Annotated in this window: 19 protein-coding genes; 9 read left to right on the forward strand and 10 right to left on the reverse strand. The window is 67.6% G+C overall.

Translation table 11 applies throughout. The annotated features are described in order from the left end of the window. Positions 1-68: 68 nt before the first annotated feature. Both EV191_RS02450 and EV191_RS02455 read right to left on the reverse strand, forming a co-directional pair. Positions 69-3,011 (reverse strand): sacsin N-terminal ATP-binding-like domain-containing protein, encoded by a 2,943-nt coding sequence (locus EV191_RS02450; RefSeq protein WP_132875138.1) that lies wholly within the window; start codon positions 3,009-3,011, stop codon positions 69-71. Next, on the reverse strand, positions 3,008-3,796 hold the full coding sequence (locus tag EV191_RS02455) for a DUF3027 domain-containing protein (protein ID WP_132876097.1): 789 nt from the start codon (positions 3,794-3,796) through the stop codon (positions 3,008-3,010). The genes EV191_RS02450 and EV191_RS02455 overlap by 4 nt, the downstream gene beginning before the upstream one ends. Positions 3,797-3,895: 99 nt before the next feature. Between EV191_RS02455 and EV191_RS02460 the strand changes: the two genes are divergently transcribed. The 3 genes from EV191_RS02460 to EV191_RS02470 all read left to right on the forward strand — a co-directional run bounded on the left by EV191_RS02460 (position 3,896) and on the right by EV191_RS02470 (position 7,164). Continuing rightward, a complete protein-coding gene (locus tag EV191_RS02460) occupies positions 3,896-4,693 on the forward strand; it encodes a glutaminyl-peptide cyclotransferase (RefSeq protein ID WP_243658709.1) in 798 nt (265 codons plus the stop codon). Positions 4,694-4,775: 82 nt separating this feature from the next. Next, a complete protein-coding gene (locus tag EV191_RS02465; protein ID WP_132876098.1) occupies positions 4,776-6,677 on the forward strand; it encodes an MFS transporter in 1,902 nt (633 codons plus the stop codon). 10 nt (positions 6,678-6,687) lie between these two features. Beyond that, a complete protein-coding gene (locus EV191_RS02470; RefSeq protein WP_165912789.1) occupies positions 6,688-7,164 on the forward strand; it encodes a DUF2771 family protein in 477 nt (158 codons plus the stop codon). Between the two features lie 48 nt (positions 7,165-7,212). On the opposite strand, the gene EV191_RS02475 is transcribed toward EV191_RS02470, so the two are convergent. Next, positions 7,213-7,599, reverse strand: a complete 387-nt coding sequence (locus EV191_RS02475; protein WP_132875141.1) for a cold-shock protein — start codon at positions 7,597-7,599, stop codon at positions 7,213-7,215. A gap of 189 nt (positions 7,600-7,788) precedes the next feature. Here EV191_RS02475 and EV191_RS02480 point away from each other — a divergent pair, with 189 nt between their 5' ends. After that, a complete protein-coding gene (locus EV191_RS02480) occupies positions 7,789-7,998 on the forward strand; it encodes a hypothetical protein (protein ID WP_243658710.1) in 210 nt (69 codons plus the stop codon). Positions 7,999-8,033: 35 nt separating this feature from the next. Further along, a complete protein-coding gene (locus tag EV191_RS02485) occupies positions 8,034-8,696 on the forward strand; it encodes a class I SAM-dependent methyltransferase (RefSeq protein WP_132875143.1) in 663 nt (220 codons plus the stop codon). A 32-nt stretch (positions 8,697-8,728) separates the two neighbouring features. Here EV191_RS02485 and EV191_RS02490 read toward each other — a convergent pair whose 3' ends face one another. After that, positions 8,729-9,343: an HAD family hydrolase gene (locus EV191_RS02490; protein ID WP_132875144.1), complete on the reverse strand. Its 615-nt coding sequence runs from the start codon at positions 9,341-9,343 to the stop codon at positions 8,729-8,731. A gap of 95 nt (positions 9,344-9,438) precedes the next feature. Here EV191_RS02490 and EV191_RS02495 point away from each other — a divergent pair, with 95 nt between their 5' ends. From EV191_RS02495 to EV191_RS02505, 3 genes are all read left to right on the forward strand, one after another. Continuing rightward, positions 9,439-10,035 (forward strand): TetR/AcrR family transcriptional regulator, encoded by a 597-nt coding sequence (locus EV191_RS02495; protein ID WP_132875145.1) that lies wholly within the window; start codon positions 9,439-9,441, stop codon positions 10,033-10,035. 30 nt (positions 10,036-10,065) lie between these two features. After that, on the forward strand, positions 10,066-11,034 hold the full coding sequence (locus tag EV191_RS02500; RefSeq protein WP_132875146.1) for a R2-like ligand-binding oxidase: 969 nt from the start codon (positions 10,066-10,068) through the stop codon (positions 11,032-11,034). A 92-nt stretch (positions 11,035-11,126) separates the two neighbouring features. Continuing rightward, positions 11,127-12,116: a magnesium transporter CorA family protein gene (locus EV191_RS02505; RefSeq protein WP_341539591.1), complete on the forward strand. Its 990-nt coding sequence runs from the start codon at positions 11,127-11,129 to the stop codon at positions 12,114-12,116. A gap of 7 nt (positions 12,117-12,123) precedes the next feature. On the opposite strand, the gene EV191_RS02510 is transcribed toward EV191_RS02505, so the two are convergent. The 6 genes from EV191_RS02510 to EV191_RS02535 all read right to left on the reverse strand — a co-directional run bounded on the left by EV191_RS02510 (position 12,124) and on the right by EV191_RS02535 (position 17,134). Further along, positions 12,124-12,924, reverse strand: coding sequence for an HAD-IIA family hydrolase (locus tag EV191_RS02510; protein ID WP_132875147.1), 801 nt, complete (start codon positions 12,922-12,924; stop codon positions 12,124-12,126). A 232-nt stretch (positions 12,925-13,156) separates the two neighbouring features. After that, positions 13,157-13,981 (reverse strand): metallophosphoesterase family protein, encoded by an 825-nt coding sequence (locus EV191_RS02515; RefSeq protein WP_243658711.1) that lies wholly within the window; start codon positions 13,979-13,981, stop codon positions 13,157-13,159. A 57-nt stretch (positions 13,982-14,038) separates the two neighbouring features. Continuing rightward, positions 14,039-15,160 (reverse strand): sulfate/molybdate ABC transporter ATP-binding protein, encoded by a 1,122-nt coding sequence (locus EV191_RS02520; RefSeq protein ID WP_132875148.1) that lies wholly within the window; start codon positions 15,158-15,160, stop codon positions 14,039-14,041. Beyond that, positions 15,157-15,930, reverse strand: a complete 774-nt coding sequence (locus EV191_RS02525; protein WP_132876101.1) for an ABC transporter permease — start codon at positions 15,928-15,930, stop codon at positions 15,157-15,159. Before EV191_RS02525 ends, EV191_RS02520 begins: the two co-directional genes overlap by 4 nt. A gap of 32 nt (positions 15,931-15,962) precedes the next feature. Then, entirely contained in the window at positions 15,963-16,721 is a 759-nt protein-coding gene (gene modA / locus EV191_RS02530) for a molybdate ABC transporter substrate-binding protein (protein WP_243658712.1), read from the reverse strand. Continuing rightward, positions 16,718-17,134, reverse strand: coding sequence for a TOBE domain-containing protein (locus EV191_RS02535; RefSeq protein WP_132875149.1), 417 nt, complete (start codon positions 17,132-17,134; stop codon positions 16,718-16,720). Before EV191_RS02535 ends, modA begins: the two co-directional genes overlap by 4 nt. Positions 17,135-17,244: 110 nt before the next feature. On the opposite strand from EV191_RS02535, the gene moaA reads away from it, so the two are divergent. Beyond that, positions 17,245-18,285: a GTP 3',8-cyclase MoaA gene (gene moaA / locus EV191_RS02540; protein ID WP_132875150.1), complete on the forward strand. Its 1,041-nt coding sequence runs from the start codon at positions 17,245-17,247 to the stop codon at positions 18,283-18,285. Positions 18,286-18,291: the final 6 nt, after the last annotated feature.

Genomic DNA, 18,291 nt, shown 5'->3' on the forward strand with positions numbered 1-18,291 from the left:
CGGGTTAGCTCGAACTAGCCCAGCAGCGTAGCTTGCTCGAACTAGCCCAGCGGCGCAGCTCGCTTAAACTAGCCAAGCAGCGTAGCTGGCTCCGGATCGGTGAGCAGGGCGATAAGCAGATGCCGGCGCGACCATTCGCCCGTCTGCCAAGCAAGCGCACGCCCCAGCCCCTCCGGCGTGTCCTCGGCATGCACCTCACCATCCGGCGATACCCACCAGGGCACCCGAACCCCGTCCACGCTCAGCTCGTCGTGCAGCCAGACACCACGCTCCGGCCGCGCGATCCCAAGCAGCCCGCAGGCCAGCCGTACCGCGGACAGCTCGCCCCAGTCCAACGCTTCCCCGCCGTCCGGGGTGAACTCCAGTTCCTCGGTCCCGAACGGTACGTCCAGTAGCTCGGCCAGTGCCTCGTACTGCCCGTCCGGCGCGATCACCGACCGCTCCTCGGGCAGCGCGCCGAACAGCCACGGCCCGTCCACCAGCACCGCGTTCGCGGCATCCAGCACGCCGCCGCCAAGCACTCGCACCCGCTCCGGCGGGTCCACTTCGGACACCTCGATGAGCTCGGCGCGCAACGCCCTGGTCAACTCGGTATGCGCGGCGAACACGACCGGCGTATCGATCACCCGTTCCGGATCGGCCAGCCTGGAAAGCAAGGTCGCGGCCGCAGCGGCATCGGTCACCCGCAGCCGCTCGCGTACGCCGACCGCCGTGGCCAACCAATCGGGCAATCCCGTGTCTGGCAACGGATCGAACAGCCCGGCAAGCTCGGTGGCCGCCGGCAGCCGCCAGTAACTCGGTGGCTGGCCGGCAAGCTGGGCATACCTGGCCAGCCACCAACCCGTGTAGCCATCCGGTTCGCGTAGCGCGCGTAACGTTTCCGGCTCTGCGGCCAGCAGCCGGATCGCCTCCGGCCAGCATGTCTCGTCGACCAGATCCAGATCGCGCACCGCGGTCAACCGATCCGGCGGCGCGGCCAGCTCGTCCCACCAAGCCTGCTCGTCGGCAAGGCCGTGATCCGGTGCGGTCGGCGCATCCTCGGCCAGCACCGTGAAACCGCGCAAAACCCCGACCCCGGTCAGGACTTCGGCTGGCCAGCGCGCCGTGTAGTCCTCGGCGAGCACGCCGAGCGGGCTGTCCGCGGCGAGCACCGCGAGGATTGGCGCGCCAGGCAGCGCGAGCTCATCGGCCCTGCGCAGGTCACCGGCACTGTCGGGCAGCGCAAGGGCGCCCAGCCACGGGTGCTCGCCCTGCTCGACCCCGGCCAACCGCACCAACGAAAGCACGATGTCGGCAAGGGAGGACTCCTCCGGCAACACCGGCTCCGCGTCGATATCCGCCTCGACCGCCGCGCGTAGCTCGGGCGCGGCAAGCAGCTCCGCGGGTCCGGCGCGTACCGCACCCAGCCGTTCGAGCAGTGGATGCACCGCATCGGCGTGTACCAGCGCGAGCCCGGGGAGTCGGGCGTCGGCGAGCAGTTCGGCCGCCGCGGCGAAATCCGGCAGCAAAGCGCCGCGCGGGCCGAACCGTAGTGTGTCGCCGACCAGCGGCACCGGCAGGCCAGCGAGTTCTTCCCGCGCGTTCGGATCGGTCTCGGCAAGCGGGGCGAGCGCCGTGTACAGCTGGCGCCACCAGCTCGGCGAGCGCCGTACCCCGGTCAGTGCCTCCACCAGTTCGGCAAGCCGAACCCGTGCGACGCCGAGGCTGGTCAGCCGGCTGGCCAGGTCCGCAGCGGCGTATTCGGCCGGCAGTAGCCCGGCAAGCACATCCGCGACGAGCTCGGTCAGCTCCGGTTCGGCGCCGGGCACATCAAGCACCCTGGCACGGGCCGGTGCCAGCGATTCGCCGGCCGCGCCGGGCAGCCACGGGCTCTCCCGTAGCCGGGCGAGCACCAGCTCGCGTAGCTTCTCGTCCACTTCGGAGCGTGGGAAATCCGGAGTGGGCACCAGCAATGGTCGGTGCTCGGCGCGCAGCAGGCCGAGCAAGTCCGGGTAACGGTCCGCGACGGCAGTGAGTACCGCATCGCCAGCGGCGCTTGGCAACACCCGCCGTCGCGACGGCTCAACCGGAACCGTCGCGAGCACCCTGACCGGTAGCGACAACCGCTCGTCGGTGGGCGTCGGGGTGTGCAGCACGTCCTCGGTCAACGGCTCCGGCTTCCCGTCCGCATCGACCGGCACCGCGAGGCAGACACTCCACTCCGGACTGTCCTGCGCTTCGACGCCCTGACCGGCAAGTTCGGTCGCACTGAACGAGCCGGACGCCCGATGGCACAACCAGCGGCGAGCACCGTCCGGACCGCGCAATTCGACCAAGCCACCAGCCTGCTGCTCGCTGTGCCAGGAGTCGTCGACGATGCGCACGTTTTCCAGCCACGGCAGGGAAAGCAGCAGATCCGGCACCTGTCCGGCGAAATCCGCGAGCAGCGCGTCGACATCCACTCCGTCGCGCGGCCGCAACCGGACCTCGGTGCTGAACCCTTCTGGCACCGGCGGTTCCGCATCGCCGCAGGGCCACACCATGCGCAGTACCGGGACATTGCCGGAGCGTTCACGCATCCGCTCGGCAAGTTCGGGATAGTCCGCGAGCATGTCCCTGCTTGCCTGCGCGGAGAACGCGACACCACCGGATCGGGAAACCAGCCTCGGTTCGCCGGTGATCGAAAGGACCGCGGCGAAGCCCACACCGAACTTGCCCACGGTTTTCCCGCGTTTGGCCGAAGCACGTAGCGAGGCAAGCGCGGCCACCCCGGCGGCATCCAGCTCCGCACCGGTGTTCGCGACCCGCAGTTCGCCATCTACAACGGACACCCGAAGGCTGCCTCGGGTACCGGCTAGGGCGGCGGCGTCCGCGGCATTCTGCGCCAGCTCAACGAAAAGCCGGTCGCGGTAACCGCCGAGCCGGAGGTCTTCCTCGGCGTTGGCATCTTCGGTGAACCTGGTCGGCGAGTCCAACCAGGACCGCAATACGGCTGCCCGCAGCCGTTCGGTACCGAACGGGTCGGTGCTCACCTGGCCGCGGAACCATCCTCGTCGTCATCAGCCTCGGTGAACTCCAAGGTGGCGTCGTCGTAGACAAGCCCGGCGATCGGGACGGAAGATCCCTGCTCCACCTCGGCCTCGGAATGCGCGCCGCAGCCGTATTCGACATGCACCACCCTTCCCTCGGCCGGCGCGACGTCATTCGCGCACGCCCCGAAGGCCGCCCGCAACGATCCGGCGAGCGGCAGAAAGAAGCCGCAGCTGCCACAGTTCGCCGGGGCGGCGCGGGCCATATCCGACCGTGGTCCGGCATCGCCCCGGTACCAGCGGTCGGCGGCGGCGAGCCGGCCCTCCCTGGAAAGCACCCGGATCCTGCCGAGACCGAGCTCGGTGGCCACTTCCTCGACCGCCGGGTCATCCGATGCCAGATATCCCGGCACCAAGCGCGGGTCATCCGGTGCGGTCGGCAACAGATCACCAACGCCAAGATCACCGGAGCGCACCCGCTCCTGCCAGGGCACCCAGTCCGGCGCCACCAGGGCATCCGCACCGGGCAGCAACACCACTTCGCTGACCGTGACCGGCTCATCCGGCGCCGCGATTGCCACGGTTACCGCCCATTGCCAGCCCCGGTAACCGGGTTTGTCCGCCACGAACAGATGCGTGGCCGAGTACTGGTCCTCCGGCAACACATCCACATGGGCACCGACAGGCTCCGTGCCAGCCTCCTGCTGCGCTGCTTCGCGGGCCAGCTGGACCGCATCGGCAAGGCTGGGCGGCACGGCCACCGTTGGCGGCTCAAGCACAGTCGGCATCATATGCGGAATTGTGCTATATGGCTGTGCGGCCGCTGGCGGTGCGGGGGGCTGACCGGCAGGCTCGCGAGCCAGCTCGGTGCGTGCGAGGCTTGCCGGGTGCGCAGAACCGGAGTCGCCCTGCTCGTGCTGCTCTCCGTCACGCTTACCTGCTGTGCGGCCAACGAGAGCGCGGAACCAGGCCGGCAGCTGCACGCTGAGGTTCTCGAAGAGCTGCCGCACGATCCAACCGCCTTTACCCAAGGGCTCGAGCTCGTCGGCGACACACTCTACGAAGGAACCGGCCGGCTGGGCCAGTCGGCCATCCGGGCCATTGATCCGCGTACCGGTGCGGAACGGGCCCGCGAGGACCTGCCTGCCGAGTTCTTCGGCGAGGGCATCACCGTGGTCGGTACCACGATATGGCAACTGACCTGGCAGAACGAAGTGGCCTTGCGCAGGGATCTGGACACCCTCGCCGAACTCGACCGAGTTGGGTATCAAGGCGAAGGCTGGGGATTGTGTTATCAGCGCGGTGACCAGGGCGCACAGGACCGGCTGGTGATGAGCGACGGCAGCGATACGCTCACCTTCCGTGATCCACGGACCTTCCAGCGCATCGGGGAGATCACCGTGCGGGGCGGCACGGTCGGCCAGCTGAACGAGCTGGAATGCGTGGGCGAGGCGGTGTACGCGAACGTCTTTCAGACCGATCGAATCCTGCGCATCGATCCGGCGAGCGGGCAGGTCACGGCCACGATCGACCTTTCGGGGTTGCGGGAGGCGTTCAGTTCGGCGGAACTGGCCGAGATGGATGTGCTCAACGGGATCGCGGCCATCCCGGATACTGACCAGTTCCTGGTGACCGGGAAGCTATGGCCGAAGATGTTTCGAGTGCGGTTCGTGCCGGCCCAGTAAGACAGCCCAGTGAGGTAGCACACGGTCGGGTAGGTGTATCCGGTACGGACCAGCCGCGGGATACGGCAGGATTGGGGGTGTGATGCGGTCGGGGTCGGCGGATCAGCCGGGTGACAAGCCCGGCAAGTCGCGCGCGGGCAAACGCAAGCGCAAATGGATCCCGGAGGCGGGCCAGGAGGGCACCACCAGCTCAGGGTCGGCCGCGCCACGTCGCGCCCGGCAACCCGATCCCACCCTGGTCGACCGCCCACCAGCGGCCCCCAACCAGGGACCACCGCGCCAGCCACCGGCACGGCCACCACGAAGGCAGCCGCCACCGGACTACTACGACCCACCGACCGACCCGGTACCGATCGGCGAGGCGCCGACAGGCGCGATCCCCTCGCCACCTCGCCGTCCGCTCGGCCAGGGCGTGCCGCCAGGTCGGCGGGATTCCAGTGAGGACGAGCACTATGGCCCGCACGGGTACGCGGGTGAGCCGGGCGAACCGCAACCGGATGAGCCAGGCGAGGGCGGTCAGGGCCCGACGGTGCCGCGGATGCCCAAGAAACTCACCGTCACCAGGGTGGCCGCGCTGCGCAGCCGCGAGCTCGCCGGGCGCGCGGTGGACGCGTTTCATCGAGCACATAAGGCCGATGGTGCCGACCGCTCCGGGCTGACCTCGCTGAGCTGGTCGGTCATGCTCAACTACGCCAGCGATGCCGCGATGGCCGTGGCACTGGCGAACGTGCTGTTCTTCTCGCCGACCGACACGGAAAGCAGTAAGGGCAAGATCGCCCTCTACCTGTTCATCACCATCGCGCCGTTCGCGCTGGTCGCACCGGTGATCGGGCCAGCGTTGGACCGGATCCAGCGCGGCAGGCGGCTGGCCATGGCGGTGGCCTCCGCTGGTCAGGCGATTGCCTGCCTGGTGATGGCGCTGAACTTCGACGCCTGGCTGCTCTATCCGGCGGCGCTGGCGAAGATGGTGCTCTCCAAATCGTTCACCGTGCTGAAATCCGCGGTCACCCCACGCGTCGTGCCCCCGGACATCACGCTGTCCAAGACCAATGCGCGATTAACGGTGTTCGGGCTGGCCGCCGGCGGCGTGTTCGGTGCGGTCGCGGCGGGTATCGGGCAGCTGTTCGGGGATGCCGGCGCGATGTGGTTCACCGCGGCGATCTGCGCGGTTGGCGCCGTGCAGGCGATGCGTATCCCTTCCTGGGTGGAGGTCACCGAGGGCGAGGTGCCCACTTCGATGGGGACGGACACCGCGCCGGGCAAGACCAAGGGCAGCAAGCCGAAACGACAACCCCTCGGTCGGCAGATCACCATCTCGTTGTGGGCAAACGGCACGATTCGGCTGCTCACCGGCTTCCTGATGATGTTCGCCGCGTTCGTCGTCAAGGACGAGACGGTCGGCCAGCCGATGACCCAGCTGCTGCTGCTCGGGCTGATCGCGGGCGCGGCAGGGCTTGGCGGTTTCGTGGGCAACGGGATCGGTGCCCGCCTCCAGTTCGGTAAGCCGGACCAGGTGGTGATCGGCTGCGTGATAGCCACGCTGTGCGCCACCACCATCGCGGCGATCCTGCAGGGCGCGGCCACCGCGGCGGTGGTCGGCCTAATCGGGTCGACCTCGAGCGCGCTCGCCAAGATCAGCCTGGACGCGGTGGTGCAGAACGAGCTACCCGAGCAGTCGAGGGCTTCGGCGTTCGGCCGCTCGGAGACGGTGTTGCAGCTCGCCTGGGTGATCGGCGGGGCGGTCGGGCTACTACTGCCCACGGAATACTGGGTGGGCTTCCTCACCATCTCGGCGATGCTGGCGATCGGGCTCACCCAGACCTTGCTGGTGCGCTCCGGTCGATCGTTGTTGCCGAGCACCGGCAAGCTGGCGCGACCGGACACTACGCAGGGCATGCGGGCCGCCGCGCATGCCGATCCGGGGCAGCCGCCGCGCGGTCGCCCACCCGGCCCTCGCGCGCCGCGCGGACGTGGCGGTCGCTAGCCTCGGAGGCGTGCGCCTGCGACTTCCCGTCTTCCTTGCCGCCGCTGGTCTGCTACTTGCCGGATGCGGTACGCCAACCCAACCCGAGGTCTCTTTCTATGCCGGGGGCGAAAGCGTAGCGATCGAGCCCACCTTGTACTGCTCGGTGGACTTCAGCGAATGCGGGGAGAACCCCGAAGCCGGTGCCGAACTGGAGATACCGCCAGGCGAACCGCTGCAGATCTCGCTGCCGAAGGAGGTTTCCGACGCGCCGTGGTTGGCGGTGTTCCGGTATGAGACCGCGGACGGCGAGCAGGGACCGGAAAGCCGCACCAAGGTGTTCGAGCCGGGCACCCAGCACGCCTACACGCTGCAACCACCAGGCGGCGACGATCGCCTCACCGAGGTGCAGATCAACCGGATCGTCGGGTTGCAGCCGCCAGCAGCGGCCGATGGCGAGTTGGAGTTCGTCTCCAACGCCACCTGGACACTGCGCGCGGCTGACTAACCAGCCCACCACACCGCGAAACACGGCGGGTGGGCGGCGGGCGCCGGCTTACGGGTCGAGCTCCCGAGCAACCGCGCGCACAACTTCGGCAACGCGTTTGGTGTTCTTCCGATCCGGGTAGCGGCCACGGCGTAGATCCGGCTGAACGCGTGCTTCCAGCAGTTTGATCATGTCGTCGATCAGCCCGTGCAATTCCTCGGGCTGCCTGCGGCGCGCTTCGGCCACCGAAGGCGGGGCGTCCACGAGACGGATGGAAAGCGCTTGCGGACCACGTCGCCCGTCCGCGACACCGAACTCCAGTCGCTGGCCGGTCTTGAGGGCCTCTACCCCGGGGGGCAACGCGGATTTTCGGATGTAGACATCCTCGCCACCCTCCTGGGTCACGAAGCCGAAACCCTTCTCCGCGTCGTACCACTTGACTTTGCCGGTCGGCACAGCCCTCACCGTTCCTTAGCTGAAATCACGTCTGTCATCGCGCCGGCCGAGTCCACGTTCCGCACGACGAACGCGCCCCAGGCGTACCTAGGACGCGTGGCCACCCAGCCTAAGCCACCGGCGCACTAGACGAGAAGCCGTTACCGGTCACCGCGGTATCGGCCGGACGATACGTCTATGCTCCCGAATATGACCGCTGCTTCGCCACACTCCCGGCTGATGCCGGTCGCCGTCGGCCTGTTCGCGCTCGGCATGCTCGCCGTGCTCGCCGTATTTGTGCTGTTCGCCGTGGGGCACGGCGAACTGCCGGTCTGGTTGAGTAGTTCCGCGGGCCTGCTCACCCCTCTCGGCCTTGGCCTCGGCCTGTACGTGTTGATTCGCGAGGCACGCGCCCGCTGAAGGGCGATGTGTATCACATTTTTAGATTCTCCGATATGCGCCCCGAACAAGGTTGGACCGAGCAGGCCAACGCGTGGATAACCTGGGCACGCACGCCCGGCCACGATTCTTACTGGCACTACCGCACCGGCTTCCTCGACTTCCTGCCGAAACCCGGGAAATCCACATTGGATATCGGCTGCGGGGAGGGCAGAGTCAGCCGCGACCTGTCCGCGAACGGGCACCGGGTCAGCGGGGTTGACGTGACGACCGAACTGGTCGAAGCCGCCCGCGCGGCCGATCCGACCGGGGATTACCGGCAGGCCGACGCCGCCGCGCTACCGTTCGATGACAACGTTTTCGATCTGGTGGTCGCCTACAACATGCTGATGGACGTATCGGATGTGCCTGGCACGGTGCGCGAGGCGGCACGCGTGCTGCGACCTGGCGGGGTGCTCGCGGTATCCGTGGTGCACCCGATGACGGACGCGGCAGGTGCACTCGGCGAGGACTACCTTGGCCAGCACGAATTCCACGGCGCGGAGGAACGCGACGGCCTACGGATGGAGTTCCACGGCTGGCGCCGGCCGCTCAGCGCGTACACCGACGCCTGTACCCAGGCCGGCCTGGTGATCGAGGCGCTGCACGAACCGCCGCGCCCGGACAAGCCGCTGATGCCACTGTTCCTGTGGCTGCGCACCCGGCTACCGGCAAGCTAGCCAGGGCCGACAAGCTAGACAGGGCCGGGAAGCTAGACAGGGTCGGGAAGCTCGGCAAGCCAGCCGGGGAAGGCGCAGAGATCGTCGAGGAGCACATCGGCACCCGCGCCGCCCAGTTCGGCAGGGGTGCACGGTCCGGTGGCCACGCCAACCGCGATCGCCCCGGCCGCCCGTGCCCCGCGCATGTCACCGACGTGGTCACCGACATAGACCCGCGCCCCGTATTCGAGCAGCGCGTCAGCTTTGCCAGTGGCCCACAGTCCGCCAACCACCTCGTCGACGGGCAGCTCGAGCGCGTTGACGTGCAGCCAGGCGTTCGGGCCGTACTTCCCGGTCACCACGATCGCCCTGCCACCGAGCCGGGAAACCGCGCGCAGGGCGGCATGCGCGCCGGGTAGCGCAACCGTCGCCGGCACCACGTACTCGGGATACAGCGCGCGGAACCGGTCCACCAAACCCTGGATGCGTTCTTCCGGCACGGCCATATCCCGGAACACCTCGTCGAGCGGCGGGCCGAGATTCGCGGCGAAGCGCTCGCCGTCCAACGGGATACCGCTTTCCGCGGACAGCTCGGTGAGCACTCGCGCCATGCCCGGGCGCGGGTCGATCAGGGTCATATCGAGGTCGAAACCAACGGTGAAGGCCACGCCTACTCACTCTAATGGAGCATAACGGACACTTTACATTGGAGAATATTTGTCAAGCTGGTTGACAGCTACGCACTTCATGTAAAACTGGGGTTGTGACCGCGACCACATCCTTCGCCGCGCGGGCCAGGGCCAGCCTCCGTGACGCGCTGCTGGATGCCGCAACAGAACTGCTGATCGAACACGGCTTCGCCGGGCTGCGGATGGCCGATGTTGGCTCGCTCGCCGGCGTCAGCAGGCAGACGGTGTACAACGAGTTCGGCGATAAACGAACCTTGGTGACCGCGGTCGCGATGCGCACCGCGGAGGAGTTCAGCGCGACGAACAGGGAGCGCTACCGGCAGGCTGGCGACGCGATCAGCGGGATACGTGCCGCGGTTGCCCACACCATGCGGTATGCGCGGGAGAACCGGTTGGTGGCCGCGGTTATCGGCTCGCCGGAGGCACGGGATCTGTTGCCGTGGTTGACCACGGACGCCACCCCGGTGTTGCGGATCTGCACCGGAGACCTGTCGGTAGAGCTACGTGCCCGGATGCCGGAACTCTCCGCGGAGCATGCCGAACTGCTCGCCGAAACCTCTGTCCGGCTGTCGATCAGCTACCTACTGCTGCCGGGCGGCGATGCCGAGCACGCGGCGAACGCGGTATGCGCGGTACTCGAACCGGCACTGCGCCAGTTTCAGTCCACTTAGCTCTATCCACAACGGAGTTGGAGGCAAATCATGACGGTCGCCCCACAGAAGAGCTACCGGCAAGGGTTCAGCTCGCTGCGCAGCGGCGGGTTGAACTGGGACTCGTTCCCACTGCGCCTGTTCGTCAAAGGCAACGCGAAATTCTGGAACCCGGCGGATATCGACTTCAGTCAGGACGCGCTGGACTGGCAAACGCTGAACGACGCGCAGCGCGAGTCGGCGACACATCTGTGCGCGCAGTTCATTGCCGGCGAGGAAGCGGTGACCGAGGACATCCAGCCGTTCATGAAGGCAATGGCCGCGGAGGGGCGGCTCGGCGACGAGATGTACCTGACGCAGTTCTGCTTCGAGGAAGCCAAGCACACCGAGGTTTTCCGCCGCTGGATGGATGCCGTAGGCCTGCGCGAGGATCTGCATCACCATGTGGCGGACAATCCGCATTACCGGCGACTGTTCTATGAGGAACTGCCTGGTTCGTTGAGTGTCCTCGAATCCGATCCGAGCCCGGCGAACCAGATCCGCGCCAGCGTGACCTACAACCACGTGATCGAGGGCTGTCTGGCGCTGACCGGGTACTACGCCTGGCAGAAGATCTGTGTCGGGCACGGCATCCTGCCGGGCATGCAGGAGCTGGTGAAGCGGATCGGCGACGATGAGCGCCGGCATATGGCGTGGGGAACGTTCACCTGCCGCCGACATGTGGCCGCGGAGGACGCGAACTGGGACGTGGTGCAGCAACGGATGGCCGAGCTCGTGCCGGTCGCGCTGGACATGATCTCCTGGTCCAACGAGCAGTTCGCGGACGAGCATCCGTTCGGCATGGACCCCACCGAGCTACACACCTACGCGGCCGACCGCGCACAGCGCCGGCTTGGCGCGATCGAGTCCGCGCGGGGAACTCCGGTGCAGCAGATCGACCTCGACTACTCGCCAGAGACGCTCGAGGAGAAGTTCGGCGCGGAGGACGCCGAGCAGTTCGAATCGGTGCAGTCCAGCTAAGCCATCCGCGCCAGCCACGAGCGCGCTCTTCGGGGTCAGCGAGCTGGTCTGCGGTGCACGAATACCGCCGCCAGCCGCTACTCTTGGCGATCGTGCTGAGCAGCCGGATGTATCGGGACGGGACGCTGCGCGACAGCGATTTCCCGCTGGACACCGCGCTGCGGTACCTGCGCGATGAGCGCGCCGTGGTGTGGCTGGACCTGCCGCCATCCGCCGCGGCGGAGCTGCGGAAGGTGAGCGCCGAGCTGGACCTGCACCGGCTCGCGGTGGAGGATGCGCTCGGCGCGCATCAGCGGCCCAAGCTCGAGCGCTACGACACGCACGCCTTCCTGGTCACCTACGGCATGACGGCCGATCCGGCTACGAGCCAACTGACCGCGACCGAGCTGTCCGTGTTCATCACCGAACGCGCCCTGATCACTGTCAGACAGAATGACAACCTCGACGCCGGCGAGTTCGGCGAGCGCTGGGACACCACACCCGAACTCGCCGGCTCCGGGGTGGCTTTCCTCCTGCACGGCGTGCTCGACTACGTCGTTGACCAGCAGCTCGCCGCCGTACAGGAACTGGACACCCGGATCGAGGAACTCGAGGACCTGGTGTTCACCGAGCACGCGGACAACACCGCGGTACAGCGACGCTGGCTACGGCTGCGGAAGAGCGTGTCCCGCGCCCGCCGGATCCTGCTGCCCATGCGGGAGGCCTTGACCTCACTGCTGCGCAGGGAGCACACCGTGTTCGATGGCTCCGGTCAGACAGACAGTCAACTACTGCCGTTCTTCCAGGACGTCTACGACCATGTGGTGCACGCAGCCGAGCTGAGCGAATCGCTCCGGGAGCACGTCACCACGATCCGCGAAGCGCAGCTGAACGTGCAGAGCAACCGGCTGAACACGATCATGAAGAAGGTGACCAGCTGGGCCGCGATCATCGCGGTACCCACCGGGATCACCGGCTTCTACGGAATGAACGTGCCCTACCCGGGATTTCAAGCCACCTTCGGCTTCTGGACCGCGCTGGTCGCGATCGTGCTGCTGCCGATCCTGCTCTACACCCTGTTCAAAGGCCGCGACTGGCTCTGATCGCCGTTCACGCGGCGGGGTCCGCGAACGGATCACCGGTCCGACCGATCAGATCCGCCACCGAATCGATCACCAGGCTCGGCCGGAACGGGAACCGCTCCACGCTTTCCGTGGAGGCGATCCCGGACAGCACCAGAATCGTTTCCAACCCAGCCTCGAGCCCCGAGCGCACATCGGTATCCATCCGGTCCCCGATCATCAGCGTGGCCTCCGAGTGCGCACCGAGCGAACGCAACGCCGAACGCATCATCAGCGGGTTCGGTTTGCCGATGAAATACGGCTCGAAGCCGGTGGCCCGCTGGATCAGCGCGGCCACCGAGCCGGTCGCCGGCAGCAGCCCGTCCCTGCTCGGCCCGGTCGCGTCCGGATTCGTGGCGAGGAACTTCGCGCCCTGCTCCACCAGCCGGATCGCGGTGGTGATCGCGGTGAAGCTGTAGGTACGCGTCTCGCCGAGCACCACATAGTCCGGATTGCGGTCGGTCAGTACATACCCGATCTCGTGCAGCGCCGTGGTCAGCCCTGCCTCGCCAATCACGAAGGCGGAACCGTTCGGCCGCTGCGCGTCGAGGAACCGCGCGGCGGCGAGCGCGGAGGTCCAGATGGAGGCCTCCGGCACGTCCAGCCCAGTCTGCAGCAGCCGAGCGCGCAGGTCACGTGGCGTGAAGATCGAATTGTTGGTAAGCACCCGAAACCGGATGCCCTGCGCGGTCAGCTCAGCCAGAAACTCCGCGGCGCCGGGGATGATGTGCTCCTCGTGCACGAGCACACCGTCCATATCCATGAGGTAGTCCCACCGTGCATCGACCATGCCCACATCATGCCGGCACTACCCCGGATGGGGCAGGCCATCCGCGCGATCATGCGGAAAACACCCGATTAAGAGCCCATATCACAACGACGCGTACCTATTGCGCGTGGCCAGATTGGCGATCTGCGGCGTTGTCGTCGTCGCCCATAGCGCTGCTATGAGCTCCTCCTCCGCCTTGCATCTCATCCAATCTGATCCCCGCTCACGACGGAGAGTCATTATGATACGAGCTCTAAGCCGCCGGCTCCCACGGCAAGGCGACGACCAGGCATGGGCCGCCGACGAACAACCCGCCGTCCACACCGAGTGCCTTGCCGTCCGCGTACCGCAACGGCTCGGTGATCTCCGTCGGCGCGACCCCCAGCTGATCAGCGATAACGCTATGCCCATGGACGATCTGGGTGCCGCCGAGAAGGTCGAGCAACCGCTCGGCGACCTCCGCGCCCTGCGGTCCCCGGAAGGCGAACCGGGTGGTCAGCCGGCGCCAGCATTCCCACCATTCGCTGAGCTCGTCGCCGCTGAGCAGGTCCCGGACCGCGGTGTTGATCTCCTCGATCGAGCTACCCCAGTTCAGGTACTCGGTGGTATCCGAATGCATCAGCAGGTGGTCACCGAGCAGCGTGACAGCGGGCCGCTGGGACAACCACTCGATATGTTTATCGGTCAGTGCCTCCTGGTCACTGGCCCTGCCGCCATTCATCGCCCAGCTACGCGCGAAATTGCGTGGCCCGAAATCCGACGGCACCTCCGTATCGCCGAACCGGTGCATCCCGAGCAGCAGGATCTCGTGGTTGCCGAGCAGCGTGTCCACCACGCCCCCTGCCTCCGCGGCCTGCTCAGCTAGCCGCATGACGAAGTCGATCACCCCGACGCCGTCCGGACCCCGATCCACGAAATCGCCGACGAACCACAGCCGCGCCGAGCCGCCAGTCCAGTTCTCCTCGGCATCAAGCAGCCCGGTTTTCCGCAACTCCTCGACGAGCTCCGCCCGATGACCGTGGATATCACCGACCACGTATCTATCGGACAAATCCCCCTGTTCCGATCTACCACGCACGTTTCCACGATAAGCCCTGCACAAAAATCAGGCAGCAACAAGTACACAGTGGACCGCTTAGCGCGGGTGCACGGCCACCTGGGTGGCCTTGATGACCAGCTGAACGGGCCGACCTGGCCGTAACTCGAGTTCGGCCACCGCCTGCGGGGTCAGATCCGCGATGATGCCTTCGACGCAGGCCGGACCGTCCGCGCCAGCCTTCGCGCGTAGCCGGATCACCGGGCCGTACGGCTCCAGCGAGTCCACCACGGCCGGCAGGGTGTTCCGCGGGCTAGCCGTAGCATCCATGGTGTCGGCTATATCCGTATCGCCGGTATTCATCAGCCGAACGGCCACCGCCGCGGGCGGGAACACCGCGGCCGCCGGCGCCCCACCGGCCAGCTCGGTGGAGGCGATGCCGGCAAGTACAGTGCCGTCCGACGTGCGTACCCCCTCCGCACGGGCCGTGCCACGCACCAGGTTCAGCCCGGCGATCCGCGCGGTGAAGCCGGTCCGGGGTTTGGCAAGTACCTCGCGAGTCGGTCCGTCCTCGACCACCGCGCCGTCCTGCATCACCACGACCCGATCGGCGAGCACCAGCGCGTCGAGCGGGTCGTGGGTCACCAGCACCGTAGTGCGCGCGGCATCGCGTAACACCGTGCCGACCAAGGTACGCAGCGCGGGCGCGGCGTCCACATCGAGCGCGGCGAATGGCTCGTCGAGGAGCAACAGTTCGGGTTCGCTGGCCAGTGTCCTTGCCAGTGCCACGCGCTGCGCCTGGCCACCGGAGAGCTGACTTGGCCGCCGGTCCGCGAACTGCTCGGCGTCTACTTCAGACAACCAGCCGGCCGCGAGCCGGTTCGCCTCGCTCCGCGATCTACCCTGGCAGCGCGGCCCGAACGCGACGTTGTGCAGTACCGAAAGGTGCGGGAACAGCAGCGGCTGCTGGGCAAGTAAGCCGACCCCGCGCGCATGCGGCGGTACCAGCTTCCGGTCACCGGTAAGCAGCCGGCCGCCAAGGGTGATCCGGGCGTCTGCTGGGCGAAGCAGCCCGGCGAGGCAGCCAAGTACGGTCGATTTGCCCGACCCGTTCGGCCCGAGCAGCGCAAGTACCTCACCACGCCGCGCCGTCAGGTCCACCCGGAGCCGGAACCCGTCCCTGGCCAGGTTGATCCGCGCACTGAGCGCCGGTTCCGTCATCGGGCGCCCTCCCACGCCTTCGGCCTGGCCAGCGCGATCACCAGCACCGCGACCACGATCAGCAGCAGGGAAAGCGCGACGGCGGCGTCCACGTCGGTATTCGCCAGCGTGTACACCTCGAGCGGCAGGGTTCTGGTCACGCCTTCCAGGCTGCCGGCGAAGGTGATCGTCGCGCCGAACTCGCCCAGCGCGCGGGCAAAGCACAGCACGAGCCCGGATCCGAGCGCGGGAAGCAACAACGGCAGGGTCACCCGGCGAAACACCGTCCATGGCCGCGCGCCGAGCGTCGCGGCCACCCGCTCATACCGCTCGCCAGCGGTTCGCAGCGCGCCCTCCAGGCTGACCACGAGGAACGGCAAGGCGACGAAGGTCTGCGCGAGCACCACGGCGGTAGTACTGAACGGCACCCGCACGCCGGCGACCACGTCCAACAGGTAACCGAGAAAGCCGTTACGCCCCAACAAGTACAGCAGTGCCAACCCGCCGACCACGGGCGGCAGCACGAGTGGCAGCAACACCACCGAACGCAGCAACCGGATCCCGGGTATCCGCGAACGCGCGAGCACCACGGCGAGCGGGCAGGCGAGTACCAGGCACAGCACGGTCGCCACCGCCGCGGTCAGCAGCGACAGCCGCAGCGCGTTCAGCGCGGAGGGGCTGGTGATCAGCGAGGGGAAGGCGGCGAGGTCGGTTCGCACCACAAGGCCGACGATCGGCAACACGACCAGTGCCAGCGCGCAACCCGCTGGTATCCAGAGCAGTGCGGGCAGGCCGATCCGGGTACTGCTGACCTGCTCGCGGCTCACGGTCGCCCGAAGCCCGCATCGGTCAGCACCCGGCCACCCTCCTGGCCGCGAACCAGCTCGACGAACTCCGCGGCAAGTTCGGGATTCGGCGCATCGGCGAGGCGCGCGATCGGGTACTCGTTGATCACTTGGTCCGCCTCGGGGAACGACACCCCGGTCACCGCGTCGCCGGCCGCGCGCACGTCGGTGACATACACCAGCCCGGCATCCGCCTCACCAGCCTGAACCTTGTTCAGCACCGCTTTGACGCTCTGTTCCTCGCTGGCCAGCCGGAGGGTGACGGAGGCGGCGCGCTGTACCTCCGCGGTTGCTCGACCACAGGGCACTTCCTCGGCACAGCCGACGACGGTGAGCCCGGCCGCGGTCAGCCCGCGCAGATCCTGGATGCCTTTCGAGTTGCCCTTGGCTACCGCGATGGTCAGTTTGTTCGTGGCGAACGGTGCCGGCTGCCCGTCGACCGCACCCGCATCGACCACTTTGGTCATGTTCTCCGGATCGGCGGAGGCGAATACATCGGCGGAGGCACCATTGATCGCCTGCTGCGCGAGGGTGGACGAACCGTCGTAGCTGATCCGCACATCCACGTCGGGGTGCTCCTGCTCGAACCGCTTCTCCAGTTCGCCAAAGGTTTCGGTGAGCGAGGCGGCGGCGAGCACGGTCAGCGTGTTCGCCGATTCAGCGGAGCCCGTGCAACCGGCAAGGACGAGCATGCCTGCGAGGATGCCCGCCATAGCGCGGGCTGGACGAGGGTTCACCGGGAGCCTCCTGGGGTTTCCACGATCACCTGGGTGGCCTTCACGACGGCCACCGCGAGCACGCCGGGTTCCAGACCCAGTTCGGCCACCGCCTCGGTGCTCATCAGGGAAACCACCCGATGCGGCCCGCACTGGAGTTCGACCTGCGCCATCACCCGGTCCGCGGTGACCTCGGTGACCAGCCCGACGAACCGGTTGCGGGCAGAGCGACCGAGCCCGGAGGAATCCGCCGCGGCCGCATCGTTGCGCGCGGCCTGTCGCCGGGAGAACTCGGCGAGTTGCGCGCCATCCACTACCTTGCGCCCGGCGGCGTCCCTGGCGGCCGCGAGCTGACCGCCATCCACCCAGCGGCGGATGGTGTCATCGCTGACCCCGAGCAGTTTGGCTGCCTCTGAGAACCGAAATTGCGGCATGGCAAGGACAATAACCCCGCACCTGCGGATGTGTCACCAAAAAGGTCGGCACGACTAATAGGCTGGAAAACGTGACGTCGGTCAACCTAGGAATGCCCAGAATCCCCCGCATGTCCGGAGCCGGGCCCGACTCCGCGGCGGTCGCCACGCGCCCGGACACCCCTTACCTGGTCGACCAGTTCGGCCGGACGGCAACGGATCTACGCGTCTCGCTCACCGACCGCTGCAACCTCCGCTGCACCTATTGCATGCCGGCGGAAGGGCTCGACTGGATGCCCGAAGACACCACCCTCGGCGATGCCGAACTACTTCGCCTGCTGCGCATCGCGGTAGAGCGCCTCGGGATCACCGATATCCGGCTCACCGGCGGTGAACCGTTGCTGCGCAAGGGTTTAGCCGAACTCATCGAGGAGATGGCGAGTTTCCAGCCGCGCCCGCGGATCTCGTTGACCACCAACGCCATCGGCCTGGCGAACCGGGCCGATCGGCTGGCCGATGCCGGACTGAACAGGGTCAACGTCTCGCTGGACACGCTGCGCCCCGAACGGTTCATCGAGATCGCCCGCCGCGACCGGCTGCGCCACGTGCTCGATGGCCTGCGCGCGGCCAGGTCCGCGGGGCTGAACCCGGTGAAGATCAACGCCGTGCTGCTGCGCGGGATCAATGACGATGAGGCCGTCCCGATGTTGCGCTTCGCCGTGGAGCACGGCTACCACCTGCGGTTCATCGAGCAGATGCCGTTGGATGCGCAGCACGGCTGGGACCGGACGAACATGATCACCGCCGAGGAGATCCTGGCCAGCCTACGTACCGGCTTCGAGCTGACCCCGAGCGAAACCAGCAGGGGCGCCGCGCCGGCCGAGCGCTGGCTTGTCGATGGCGGACCGGCGGAGGTTGGCGTGATCGCTTCGGTCACCCGGCCGTTCTGTGCCGCCTGTGACCGCAGCAGGCTGACCGCGGACGGCCAACTGCGCAACTGCCTGTTCAGCCAGGCAGAGACCGATCTACGGACGCCGCTGCGCGCCGGTGCCAGCGATGCGGAGATCGCCGAGCACTGGCAGGCCACGATGTGGGTGAAGGCCGCTGGACACGGGATCAACTCGACCGAGTTCGAGCAGCCCGTCCGGCCGATGAGCGCGATCGGGGGATAGCGCGAA

Source organism: Tamaricihabitans halophyticus (genome assembly GCF_004340875.1).
Classification (GTDB): Bacteria; Actinomycetota; Actinomycetes; order Mycobacteriales; family Pseudonocardiaceae; genus Tamaricihabitans; species Tamaricihabitans halophyticus.

Coding starts and splice junctions, on each gene's coding strand:
- EV191_RS02455 (WP_132876097.1), bottom strand. CDS start 3,796: ATGCCGACTGTGCTTGAGCCGCCAACGGTGGCCGTGCCGCCCAGCCTT.
- EV191_RS02465 (WP_132876098.1), top strand. CDS start 4,776: ATGCGGTCGGGGTCGGCGGATCAGCCGGGTGACAAGCCCGGCAAGTCG.
- EV191_RS02480 (WP_243658710.1), top strand. CDS start 7,789: ATGACCGCTGCTTCGCCACACTCCCGGCTGATGCCGGTCGCCGTCGGC.
- EV191_RS02485 (WP_132875143.1), top strand. CDS start 8,034: ATGCGCCCCGAACAAGGTTGGACCGAGCAGGCCAACGCGTGGATAACC.
- EV191_RS02500 (WP_132875146.1), top strand. CDS start 10,066: ATGACGGTCGCCCCACAGAAGAGCTACCGGCAAGGGTTCAGCTCGCTG.
- EV191_RS02510 (WP_132875147.1), bottom strand. CDS start 12,924: ATGGTCGATGCACGGTGGGACTACCTCATGGATATGGACGGTGTGCTC.
- EV191_RS02520 (WP_132875148.1), bottom strand. CDS start 15,160: ATGACGGAACCGGCGCTCAGTGCGCGGATCAACCTGGCCAGGGACGGG.
- EV191_RS02535 (WP_132875149.1), bottom strand. CDS start 17,134: ATGCCGCAATTTCGGTTCTCAGAGGCAGCCAAACTGCTCGGGGTCAGC.
- moaA (WP_132875150.1), top strand. CDS start 17,245: ATGTCCGGAGCCGGGCCCGACTCCGCGGCGGTCGCCACGCGCCCGGAC.